This window comes from Desulfoluna sp. CLI2B (genome assembly GCF_056847375.1).
Genome location: NZ_CP186557.1, coordinates 1379552 through 1391894 on the forward strand (window position 1 = coordinate 1379552; position 12343 = coordinate 1391894).

A 12343-nucleotide genomic window follows, 5' to 3' on the forward strand; every position below is an offset into this window, starting at 1 on the left:
TCAGCCCATGCCTCCGGCGGCCCTGCCGGGGGCTAAACTTTTAAAAAGTTTAACAAACAGGTTTTAAAAAATCTTTTTGCGTGAATTTTTACTTTAAAGGCGGATGTGATTTGACCCGAGGAACAAGGACGACGCCGTCTATGTGCTTCAAGGTGGCACACCTTGCCGCCGGAGGCTGTTTTTTTGAGCTGAATAGTTACTGTGCGTTTTTTATAACCCATGACCTGTTTTTCCCATCACCAGCTTTTCCTATGTCCTGTTTTCCCTCTCGCCAGCCTTATACCCCCAAAAGCACCCGCGCACAGGTGAAATAGATAAAGAGCCCGGTGATATCCACCACTGTGGTCAACGCCGGGCTGGCCACAACGGCCGGGTCCAGCTTTAGCCCGGCTGCGCCCATGGGCAGGAGGGCGCCCACCAGGGTGGAAGTGAGCACCTGAACGGAGAGGGCCAGGACAATGGCGCCCCCTACCTGGGGCAGGGTAAAGCCTCCGGGGATGGGGCTGCCGCCGGAGAGGAGCTGGATCTTGATCCAGGCCACACCGGCCAGGGCGGCCGCCAGCATCAGGGCGATTTTGAACTCCTTGCCCAGGACCTTGAGGATGTCTTTTGCCGAAATTTCTCCCAACGCCAGGGCCCGAATCACCACGGTGGCGGACTGGCTGCCCGTGTTGCCGCCGGTGTCGGCCAGCATGGGCATATAGAGGGCCAGGATCATGAGGTGGCTCAAGGTGGCCTCGAAGTGATGGAGGATTCCTCCTGAGACCAGGCCCGCTGCGGCCAGGCCCACCACCCAGAGGACGCGGTTCCTGAAATGGGTAAGGGCAGGGGTGCGCAGGTAGGAGGCCGCGTCGTGGCTCCCCTGGATGGCCATGAACTTTTCCAGGTCTTCGGTGTGTTCCTGGGTGATGATGTCGATGGCGTCGTCGTGGGTGATGATGCCCACCAGGGCGTCGCCGCCGTTGATCACCGGCAGGGCGATGAGCCCGTACTTCTGGATCTGGCGCGCGGCAAACTCCTGGTCGTCCGTGGCCCGCACCGAGATCACCCCTTCGTTCATGATCTCCTTCACTTGCTCATGGGCCGGGGCCAGGATCAGGTCCTTCAGCGAGGCAAATCCGATGAGCCTGCGCTCTTCATCCACCACATAGGCATAGTAGATGGTCTCCTTGTCCGGGGCTTCCCTTCGGAGTTTGTCGATGGCGTCGGCTGCCGTCAGGTCCGGGGAGAGGGTGGCGTAGTCCGAGGTCATGGCCGAGCCTGCGCTGCCTTCGTGGTAGGAGGAGAGCTTTCGGATGTCTTCCCGCTCGGCAACCGCCAGGGCGGAGAGGATTCGGAGTCGTCTGTTTTCGGGAATGCGGCTGAGAAGGTCCACCCGGTCGTCAGGAGACATTTCGGTTACCAGGCAGGCCAGCTCGTGGCGGCTCAGGGTTTCGGCAACGTCCGCCTGAAACCAGTCGTCCATTTCCGAGAAGATCTCGGCGGCAAGGGACAGCTCTCCCGCACAAAGGACCTGCCAGGCTTCTGCGGGGGTGAGGGCGGAGAGAAAGTCGGCGATGACGCGCGGGTGTCCGCTCTCCAGAAAGAGGCCCAGGGCCTCACGGTTGTCGGATTCGAGGTTGATGGCTCAGGGACGAGGAGCGGGTTTTTCATGGTGGACCTCCCTGATGGGTTCCGCGCCGCGCGCGTCACCTTAGGGAAAGGACCACCCGGATGTTACGCGAAGGGCGTGACGGGGCGTGCCTTTGGGGAGGGGTCGCAGAGCGGTCGGAGTCGTGGTGATGTCTTTTCAGGAGCGGGCTGACTGCCGCCTTCCGAATCGTTCATTTCCTGTTCCTGTGAAGTGATCTGTTGCTCTGTCGTGCAGAGTGTGCATGGTCACGTGGTGATGGCCTGCCGTAGGGCAAACCGCCCGTGCCCGGTAAAAAGAATGCATGAGAAAAGGGGAAAGGCCCCTGCCGGATGCACCCCACCGGGCAAAAACGGTGGCGACCATAGCACCATGTACCGGTTTCTGCAACCCAAACCTTTGTTTTTCGGAGGGCCCTTTTTATCTGGGGATGGTCACCCCTTCTTTTTCCGCAAGCCTGAAAAAATGGTCCTTGTACCAGTGCACCGCTTTATAAAAACGGTACCAGTTGCCCTCGGCAAAATCGGGGGCGGGAATGGCACCTTCCACCTTCCGTTTGTCGTAGGCTTTTACCGAGAAATTGGAAAAGGACGCCTTGAGCCAGTGGAACCGGTCGTAGCTGAGCATGGGGTCCGATGCGTCCAGAAGGTTGAGCCGGACCATGGTCTTCTGCCAGTTTTTGATCCGTTTTTTGTCGGTGTGCACGCCAAGGAGGGTGTCGAACAGGGGTGTGAGGTCCGTGAGGCCGACCCCGGGGTCTTTGTATTCGGGGTGCTTTTCAAGGTAGTCCGTAAGGTGCCCGTGGATCTTCGTGAAGGCCCTTTCGAAGCGGTCGGGGTTGATCGCTTTGGATTGTTTGAACTGGGAGAAAGAGTACGCTGTAGTCGGTAGTGGTAGGTCCAGGTGAGGTGGGGCTCGTCAGGGCAGCTCAAGGCCCTGCCGTGGCCGTAGGCCGGGCCATGGCGTGGAGGGGTGCGAAAGGTGTCCCCCATTTTTGTCTTCTGGAGCTGCGCTAGCAGATTTTTAAAGACGTGCCTGAGCACAAGGGGCATTTTGGTGGTGGCCGAGAGGTTTTCGATGCTGTTGACCTTGCTCAGGAGTCCGGAGAACCCCTGATGAGAGAAGGTGTCGGCATAAGCGTGAAGGACCATGCCCAACTTTACAAGGTCGTTTTCTTCTTTGGCTTTTTCCAGGATGGGCCTGATGATGGGGGAGTTTTCCTTGCACCTCAGCTTACGGGTAAAGCTTTTCCCATCGCATCCCGGCACAAAGTGAAAGGCGCAGGTGTTGCCCGTCATGGAATCGTAGTTGTAGGTGGCAAGCCGGGCGTAAGAGTGGCAGGTGGCCATGTTGAAAAAGGCCGGTTTTCCGTCGATGGTCTCCGGCTCCACATCCGTCGGCTTCTTGGCCAGGACCATGTGGTTGATCTTGGCATCGTCGACGTACTGGGAAGCGTAGGCGATGGTTCCCGCGGCCTCTTTGGTGAAGCCGCAGGCCCTGCAGAAGGCCAGGATACCGTAGTAGTGGGCGTCAATTTTCATGGGTTCTCCGGTGGATAGGTTTGAATGTAGATTCGCTGTGATATCATTGTTTCTTTGTTGTGGAAACTGTTTTTGAAAGTATGGACATGGTCAAGGCTCCTTGTCTGGATAAAGTCATCAGCGGATCGATACTTATCTGTGAAGGCAATGAGGCGACACGTCCGGCTACGGGCACGTCTCTTTCTTTTGGTATGTCATGGGGGGGAGGTGAACCGGGTGTGAAGGGTTTTACATTTTGTACCGGTCAGCCCCAAAAAAACGGGTGAGAACGAACGTTGCCCCCGGATGGGTCTCCGGAGGCAATGGTAAGCTGAGTAGTGACGATTGCTGTCCAAATTTTATTCCATTGTATCGGCCGACTCAGCCCGGCTTTGCTCTTTAAGTTCTTCGGGGGTGTGACGGATACCCACCCGGAAGAGGGCAAAGCCCGGGCTGACGAACTGGTTCTGGGCACGCCCCAGGATGGTGCCGTTGAGAGGGGAGAGGGTCTGGTGTACCACGTTGGTGACCGGGTCGATGATTTCGGCCAAGAGGTCCCCTTTTTTGACGGATGCCCCGAGCTTGACTTTGTTCATGAGGATCCCTCCGGCTTCGGCTCGTACCCATTCGCTGCCGTAAAAAACAGGCTGTGGGGAGGGAAGGAATTTGAATTTGTCCACCATGCCCACGTTTTTCAGGAAGGTTCGGATGCTCTTGACGCCGGTGGCCACCTTGTCGGGCTCCAGGCTCAAGGGGCCGCCGATCTCCATGACCACCGCGGGGATGCCCGAGGCGGTGGCTGCCCCTCTCAGGCTGCCTTCCGGGGCGATGCTCTGTAGGGCTGTCAGGTCGCCGAAGTGTTTGGTGAGATCGGCCACTTCGTCCATGGCAAAGTCCGCGCGGAGCTGGGGCAGGTTTTCCCGGAAAAACGAGCCGGTGTGGATGTCGATGAGCATGTCGCATTTGTCGATGATGTCCGTGAACAGAGCGTGGGCAACCCGGCTGGGGTAGGAGCCCTCGGGGTTCCCGGGAAAATAGCGGTTGAGGTCCCTTCGGTCGCCGATGTAGCGATCCCGCCTCCAGAATCCTTCGAGGTTGACGATGGGCATTCCCACCACCACCCCGTTAAGCTTTTTGGGGTCGATGTTGTGCACCACCTGGCGGATCATTTCGATGCCGTTGAGCTCGTCTCCGTGGATGGCGGCGGTCAGTGTCAGGACAGGGCCCGGTTCCGCTCCGTTGATGACGATGACCGGGGTCCCCACCGTCACCCCGCCCGGCGCCTGGACAGAGAACCATTTCAGGGTTTTCATGGTGCCGGGTTCGACGGTCTCGCCAATGATCTTGAAAGGCTTTGCCGTGGGGGCCCCGAAGGTCTCCTTGATGGGCTTTGTCTCATGGGCAGGGGGGGGCGCTGCAGGGGGCTCAGCCTCGCTTTTGTCGGTGATGGTTTCCGTGGCAAGGGCCGGAAAGGCAAGGCACAGAATCAGGAAAAGCAGCCAGTGGGTTTTCATAATCCTCCTTGGTCCTTCAGGTGTTGCGTCATGTATGGCGGCTGTGGAGCCGATCCCGTCGATTTTGGCAGGCGGGTAGGGGGCTTGTCACATGGGCATGTTTGAGGGGGTGACGGCGGGTCCGTCGTGCGTGTGTCGTGCAAGCAAACACGGCAGGCCCGGCAACTTTTCCTTTTGTACCGTGTTTCTGGCGGAAGTGTCTATTCTTTTTCGGGATGTTGTTCTTGAGGGATAGGGGTTGACGAAACGGGGAGGGGGTATGGCCTTGTCTTCCCGTTTCGTTTTTTTTGGCGCTATCAGAATTTGACCACGTCCACCATCTGCTTGAGCTGATCGGACAGGTTTTTCAGTTTTTCAACGTTGTCGCCGATCTGGGTGCTGTTGGTTGACATCACACCTGCGGCGTGGTCGACCTGGTTGATGTCATGGGTGATGTCGCCTGCCACAACAGCGCTATGGGCGATGCTCTCTGTGATGTCCTGGTTTCCTTTGGATGCCTGGGCAATGTTATCGGCGATCTCCTTGCTTGTGACCGACTGCTCCTCAATGGCCGAGGCAATGGTGGTAACCAGTTCATTCAACTTGGTGATGACATCGGAGATGCCCTGGATCTCTACGATGGCGTCACTGGTTGCGCCCTGGATTCCGTCGATGCGGGTCTTGATCTTGTGGGTTGCCTCGGAGGTCTGTACCGCCAGCTCCTTGATCTCTCCTGCCACCACGGCAAAGCCTTTGCCCGCTTCACCGGCCCGTGCGGCCTCGATGGTTGCGTTTAATGCCAGGAGGTTGGTCTGCTCGGAGATCTCCTTGATGGCTTCGGTGACCTGGCCGATTTCATGGGCCGATTGTCCCAGGGCATCGACCTTGGTGGAAGCCCTGCGGGAGAGGACAACCGCGTCGTCGTTGATTCCTCGGGCCGTGGCCGTGTTGCTGCCGATTTCATTGATGGTGGTGGTCATTTCTTCCAGGGCGGCGGCCACCATGTTGATGTTTGTGGCGGACTGCTCTGTTGCAGCGGACACCGAGTTCATGTTGGCACTCATTTTCTCTGCTGCTGCGGCTACGGCGTTGGATTTGCCGGAGGTCTCGGCCGAGCCGGATACCATCTGGGTCGACACGGTGCCGAGTTCTTCGGTGGCGGAGGTGAGGGTGTGTACCCCGGACCGGATATTGGAGAAGGTTTCCCGGAGTTTGATGGCCATGGTTTCCATGTCTTTGTAAACGCCGTGGAGCTCGTTGTTCTTGTCGTAGGTGAAGGTGATGAGGAAGTTGCCTCCGGCAATGTTGCGGGCCACCTCCGCAATCTCTGCGGGGTCGCAGCCCAGCTGCCTCAAGACGCTGCGGGTCAGGCCGATGACAACGAGAACGCCTATGAGCAGGGCCCCTGCGCTCATGACGATGATCAGGACGATCCCCCGGTGGTTGGATACCTTCAGGCGGGGGCCGATCTGATCCTGGACCCCCTTGATGTCGAGCTTGATTTCATCGATAAGGTTTGCCACTTCGGGGCCGATACGGTCCAGGGTGCCCTCAATGACCTGGTTGCGGGTGTTTCGAAGGGAAAGGGCCTGGGCAAAACCTTGCAGGTAAAGATCTTTCTCTTTTTGGATGTTGGAAAGAGCCGTGGCGTGGGCCTCTGTCTTTGCAAGGTGGTCCAGGGCCTCTTGCATCAAATCGAATTCGGAGGCCACCCGGTCGGCATCGGAGCGGGCATTGCTGACGAAAAAGGCGGTCCTGTGAACCCTGCCGATGAGCATGTGTTCCATGGCAACCCCTGCCCCATAGGTCACTTCGGTGTCGCGTTCCCGGTTGGCCGACTCCAGGAGCTCTGCGAGCAGGGTTTCCATGGCCTTGCCCCTGGGGTTCAGGACGTCTCCGATGATTTGTTCTTCTTGCTTTTGGAGGTTCACCACCTTGGTGAAAGCTTCGTTGTAGCGGCTAACGGAAGCGTCGATTTCCCGGATTCTTGCGGCACGGTCAGGGTGGTTGATGTTCTCGGTTGCCCGTTTCAGCAAATCATCCATCTTTTCATAGTACCCCAGGAACTCTTCCCGGTTGGTCTCGTTCCCAGAGATAAGGAACTCTTTGACGTTCATCCGCGTCATGAGCATATTGGCCTGAATCTGGCCGGAAAGGTTGGCGTTGCGGGCCATTTCCCGGTACTCCGTAAAACCGTTGGATGCATTGTTCAATGTGACGATTCCCAGCAGAGTGGTGGCGGCCAGCAGGCCCAGTACCGTGGTAAATCCCAGGATGAGCTTGGATTGAAGAGTCATGGTTTTCAAGGTGTTCATGGGGGTATTCTCCTAATCAAGAGGTGCTTCGAAGATCAAAAAAAACGTGTGGCTCCACACTTCGTGCACAAGTCCGCAGATCGAGGGGCTGTCGAAAAGCGTGCCGATGCCATGGCTTAAGACAGGAAGGTGTCCAACGTATTTTATTGAAAAGCTGTCAACGGGTTGAAAAACCGGGACACACGTATCCGAAGAAAAGGCGCGGAACCCTTCAGGGGGTGCGGTGAGGTGGTTTTTGATTCCCAGGGTTGGTTGATGAGTCGTGAAGAGTCAATGGGGAGGCGTGTGGGAATATGGCAGGCAGGCGGTTGCCTGTCTGTGCGTCGATCTTTTTTCCAGATTCCCGGCCAGGGGGTGTTGTGTCCTTTCGTAGGGGTTATGATGTTTTATGAAATATCTTATAAAAATCACGAGAGCTAATAGCCCAACTTGTGGTGACAGTCAAACAGAAAAAAGTAAAAAAGTGAGGATTTGATCCGGACAATATTCCTACTCCTTGAAAGGTAACATTGGTAAAAGCGATGGTGTTGCGTGTATTTCCGGTTTCTTCGGGGGGATAGGCGCTGGCGGGTTTTCTCGGGCCTCGGAGGGATTCACCGTGGCTCCGCAGGAGGGGGAGATCTTGCCCCGGATATTTCATAATAAAATGATCCGATTGCGGTAATGTAACGTTATTGCAGGTGGTTGCTTGGAAACGGGGTTGCTCCGAAGGTGCAACATGTAATCCACGGGTTTCTGCTCGTTTTTTTTACCTGTCGGGAGGTTCGAGAGCGCTAATTGGGCTATTGCCGGTTGCAGGCCGTGGGGGAGGCTTTTTATCACGGGGCTGCCATGGCCTGTTTTCCTTGGCACGGCACGAATGCGTTGACATCTTGCTGACGGTAAGGGTAGACCTCTTCATCCGGTAGAAATGGCCCTGGCCATTTCGGACATAATATTCAGGTGCCGGCCGATCAGTGGCCTGCATAACAAGGAATCCTGTGCAAATCAGGAACGGGCCCGCCGCTGTAACCGGGGACGAACGCCGCATCAACGCCACTGTTGGATCTCAACGGGAAGGCGCGGCCAGTAGATCGATCCGGAAGTCAGAAGACTTACCTGAATAGCTGGGTAGATTTTTCACTCGTGGATAAGGGTGGAAACGTGCATTGTGGAATGAAAACGGTATCCCACACAGGCTTTGATCTGTGTGGGTTTTTTTGTTCCCCGGCGCAGGCGGCGCCGGGGAGAAAAAGACCCGCACAGTATGTGGCTTTTCCGTGGCCGGGCTTTTCTGGCTGCGGGTGTTTGGGGAATGGGGCGAGCCGCCCTTTTCCCGGGCATGCATGGGGACCGGATGGAAACGCACGCCTCTTTTCTCCATGCCTGCTGATTTAATCATCAAAGAATGTGAGGAACGAGGTATGCTGAAACGTCATGTGAAACACCTGGCTTGTTCGGGTGTGGCGGCCATTTTTTTATGCTCTGCGGGGGTTGCGCCCTCAGCAGCAAAGGACGCAGACCCCTTGGGGGAAGTCGTGGTCACGGCAGAACGTTTTCCCACCGGGGAAAAAGAGAGCTCCCGGTTTGTCACCATGTACTCATCGGAAGAGCTCATGGAGACAGGGGCCAGTACACTTGGCCCAGGCCTTGAGGCGAAAAGGGGGCTTCTCCTACAAGTCCTACGGGCCCCAGGGGGTCTCTTTCGGCGGCATGAACAGTGAGATCACGGCCCGGGGGATTTCCAAGGGCACCCTGATCCTGGTCAACGGCTGCCCTGTCCAGGGTGCCGCCGGCCAGGGGTACGACCTGGACATGATCCCCCTGGAGCAGATCGAGCGGGTGGAGGTGATGAAAGGGGCGGCTTCCACCTTGTACGGGGCCGACGCCCTTGCCAGCGTGGTCAACATCATCACCAAGAAGAACGCCAAGGCCACCCGGGCATCCGTGTCCGTGGAGGCAGGCTCCCACGGGCATCGCACGGCAAGCGCAGAGCTCAGCAGCCCCCGGGTAAACGTCGGGGTCTCTTACGCTCACCTGGACGCGGTGGACAAGATTTCCCAGACCACTTACCCCGATTCTCCTTCCAAAAACTACTATTACTCACGGGATGCTGTGGACAGCGGCGGCCTCAACCTCAACGCCACCCTGGCAGACGGCCTCTACGTCGACTACCTGGGAAGCCTCAGCACCACCGGGTACACAAAAAACAAAAATGCAGGCGGTGTGGATAAGGAAACGGAGCAGGAGCACGCCAAGCATTTTGCCGACATCCGATTTGAAAAAGAGCACGTCAGGCTCAAGGCCTTCGGCTACCTGGACCAGCTGGACCGGGAGGAGGTGAAAGGCAGCAGCTTTACTGATGAGTGCAACAAGAACTACAACTACGGGGTGCAGGGGGATTATCGGACCACCCTGGCCGGGGTGGAGCTGACCGCCGGAGGAGACTACGTCTACCGGGGTGCCGACTACAGCGAAAAATACGGCAGGCACCACCGGGATGATATTTCAGCCTTTGTTCAGACGAAAAAGACCTTTGCCGATTCCCTCACCGTGGTGTTGGGGTTCCGTGAGCAGCTGATCTACGATGGAAACGGTGACAACAAGGACTACGACATCTTCCTGCCTTCGGCAGGGGTCACCTACCGGGTCTCCTCCGGCCTGAACCTTTTTGCCAACGCCGGAAAGGCATTCAAGGCACCTACCTTCAACGACCTGTACTACAAGGGCGATGCCCTCACGGGTAACCCGGATCTCGACCCCGAGAGCGGCTGGACCTACGAGGGCGGGATCAAGTACGACAACGACTACATGAGGGTCCGCCTGGCGGGTTTTTACATGACCTTCGAGGACAAAATCGAGACCCAAACCGTGGGCGGGGAGACCACAAAGTTCAACGCGGGCGACTACGAGTCCACGGGGGTGGAGTGGGAGACCTCCTTTTACCCCTTTGTGAACCAGGCCTCGTTCCTGGACGCCGTCTCCCTGGATGTGGCCGGCTACCTGGCCGATACCACGGCCGAAGACACCGACGGGGAAGAGTACCAGGCCGCCCCTGAGTTCCAGACTTCGGTGGGGGTGTCCTATGTCACCGAACCGCTGGTCCTCAACCTTGCCGTGGATATCTTGCGGGAGCGGGAGAGGAACCTGCCCAGCTACAACCCGGTCCATTTTGCCGGAAAGCTGGCATGCTGGAAGGGGTACCTTACCTTTGGGGTGGACAACATGTTCGACGACACCGTGGTGACCTGGGGGGACAACACCCCCGACAAGTCAAAGCACTACGAATACTACGACCTGGGCCGCACCTACAAGCTCGGGTATGAGTTGATCTTTTAATTCAGGTATTTCACGGGAAAACGATTACGTCAAAACACTGACGTGACTCTGGGTACTCGCCCCGTGACATATTCGGGTTAACCCTTTCGATTCACTGGTCCCCCGCGCTGTTTCCTCTGCGGGGGGCCACCTCAAAGCTGCTCCTGCCTCCCCAGTCCCTTTCCGAACCGAAGAATCGCCTTCCAACCATCAAGATGTTGAGGACGTTCCTGTATGTAACAGGCCCCTTTACGCAACAGGCCATGGGGCTGTTGTGCCCTGATTGGGCTGGGCGGAATGCCCTGCTTTTTTCAAGGGGATGGGCAGGGGCTTGCTGTGATCATGGGGGCACACAGTCAATGTGAGTAATTCTTGATAATTTTTGTCAAGAATTGACAGGGGGTGGCGGTGTGGGTTGGGAAAAGTGGTGTATTGAGAGTATGTATCATGTAATCAATGTGTTAGTCTTTTTATTCTGGGCGTTCCCGTGTGGGGAAAGGGCGATTGACTCTGTGGACGGAAGTAGATATATTGCCCTCGTCTTGAAACGGGTTTTTGTGATTTTTTTCGTTTGATGGGCCGGATTTGGGGGAGTCCTGCCTCGTTTTATGCAGGGATGGTGAGGATGGAGGACATATTGCATTCGTCTTCGGACGGAATCTGGATCTGGGATGCCTTTGGCCGTGTGATCGCCGTGAACAAAAAAGCCGAGGAGCTCGGGGGTATCCGGGCGGATTCTCTCATCGGCCGGTGTTATATTGAGCTGATCCAGAATGGCCTCTACGATCGCTCCGTGGCCCATGACATCTTCCGCAGTCGGTGCCAGGGGGTGACCCAGGCGGCATCCCTTCGAACGGGAGTGCGTACCATCAACACCGGAACCCCTTATGTCAACGAGCGTGGTGAGATCGTCCGCATCGTTGTCAAGGAGAAGGAGATATCCCACTTAAGCGATGAGGCGGCCCTTTCCGAGGTGAGCCGGATCCGGTCAGGGTTCGGCGAGTCCTTTGAGGATCCCGGGGTGGTCTCCCTCGGCAGGTACGAGGTGGTGGCCAAAAGCCCGTTGTACCGACGTTTGTTGAAGCGGAGCTTTAAGCTGGCCGATGCCGGGGTCTCACGTCTTTTGGTCCTGGGGGAGTCGGGGACCGGCAAAGGGCTCCTTGCCCGGTTGATCCATGAAAAGAGCAGGCGCAGGGAGCACCCCTTTGTGCAGCTGAACTGCGCGGCCGTACCCGAAAACCTGTTGGAGTCCGAGCTCTTCGGGTACGACGGGGGCGCCTTTACCAGCGCCAGGGCCCAGGGTAAAGAGGGCTTGTTTGAGGCTGCCCACGGCGGGACCCTGTTCCTTGACGAGATCGGGACCCTGCCCCTGGCCCTCCAGGCCAAGCTCCTCAAGTACTTAGACGACTTTGAGGTGACGCGCCTGGGCAGCACCCGGGTGCAGAAGGTGGACTGCACGGTGGTGGCCGCCACCAACTGTGACCTTAAAGATCTGGTGACGCAGGGACTCTTTCGCGAGGACCTCTACTACCGACTCAACGGATTTTCCCTCACCATCCCGTCCCTGCGGCAACGTCCCGAAGACATCGCAGGGCTCCTGGACCATTATATCGAGCGGTACAACTGCCAATACCGGCTGTGCCGTTACCCCTCCCAGAGTCTCCTCGACCAGTTGTACGACTACCCCTTTCCCGGCAATGTGCGGGAGCTCAAGAACATTGCCCGCCAGATCGTGGTGCTTGGGGAGGTCGACTTGCCCGAGGCCTCCCCCTGTCTCCCGCGAGGGAGGACGGTTGGGTACGACGAGCCACAGAAAGACCTCAAGGGAAAGATGGACGCCTTTGAAAAAGAGCTTCTCAGGCAGGCGGTCTCCATGCACCGGACCACCCGGGAGGTGGGACTACCGGCATTAATGTCTCAGCGTGGTGCGAGAAGCTCAAAAAGCACGGCCTCTCCATGGGCCGCAAAAGAGGCGGTGACCCCGGCTCGTCGACTGATTCTGCCCTGTGGCCACCGCCCCTTCCTCTCTCCTGGCGGTTCTCCTTCCGCTTCACAATCTGGTGACAGCCCCTGCCCGTAGGGGCTGTG

General features: G+C 57.5%; 6 protein-coding genes, 1 pseudogene and 1 riboswitch. Of the genes and pseudogenes, 2 read left to right on the forward strand and 5 right to left on the reverse strand.

Going from position 1 to position 12343, the window contains the following annotated elements; genetic code table 11:
* Positions 1-277 precede the first annotated feature (277 nt).
* The 5 genes and pseudogenes from mgtE to ACOYW2_RS06745 form a co-directional block, all read right to left on the reverse strand.
* Positions 278-1624: a magnesium transporter gene (gene mgtE, locus ACOYW2_RS06725; RefSeq protein WP_482770989.1), complete on the reverse strand. Its 1347-nt coding sequence runs from the start codon at positions 1622-1624 to the stop codon at positions 278-280.
* A gap of 426 nt (positions 1625-2050) precedes the next feature.
* Positions 2051-2533 carry a DUF6765 family protein gene (locus tag ACOYW2_RS06730; RefSeq protein ID WP_482770990.1) on the reverse strand — a complete coding sequence of 161 codons (483 nt, stop codon included), beginning with the start codon at positions 2531-2533 and terminating at the stop codon, positions 2051-2053.
* Positions 2485-3171 (reverse strand): annotated as a pseudogene (locus tag ACOYW2_RS06735) (DUF6765 family protein); the annotation flags it as partial. The pseudogene ACOYW2_RS06735 and the gene ACOYW2_RS06730, both read right to left, overlap by 49 nt.
* A gap of 338 nt (positions 3172-3509) precedes the next feature.
* Positions 3510-4664 carry a succinylglutamate desuccinylase/aspartoacylase family protein gene (locus tag ACOYW2_RS06740; protein ID WP_482769870.1) on the reverse strand — a complete coding sequence of 385 codons (1155 nt, stop codon included), beginning with the start codon at positions 4662-4664 and terminating at the stop codon, positions 3510-3512.
* Positions 4665-4960: 296 nt separating this feature from the next.
* Positions 4961-6958 carry a methyl-accepting chemotaxis protein gene (locus ACOYW2_RS06745; protein WP_482769871.1) on the reverse strand — a complete coding sequence of 666 codons (1998 nt, stop codon included), beginning with the start codon at positions 6956-6958 and terminating at the stop codon, positions 4961-4963.
* Between the two features lie 923 nt (positions 6959-7881).
* A riboswitch (cobalamin riboswitch) is annotated at positions 7882-8074 on the forward strand.
* Positions 8075-8575: 501 nt separating this feature from the next.
* Here ACOYW2_RS06745 and ACOYW2_RS06750 point away from each other — a divergent pair.
* The gene (locus ACOYW2_RS06750) at positions 8576-10276 is read left to right on the forward strand and encodes a TonB-dependent receptor plug domain-containing protein (protein WP_482769872.1); all 1701 of its coding nucleotides are present in this window, start codon (positions 8576-8578) and stop codon (positions 10274-10276) included.
* Between the two features lie 604 nt (positions 10277-10880).
* Positions 10881-12335, forward strand: a complete 1455-nt coding sequence (locus tag ACOYW2_RS06755) for a sigma-54 interaction domain-containing protein (RefSeq protein WP_482769873.1) — start codon at positions 10881-10883, stop codon at positions 12333-12335.
* The last annotated feature ends 8 nt before the right edge of the window (positions 12336-12343 follow it).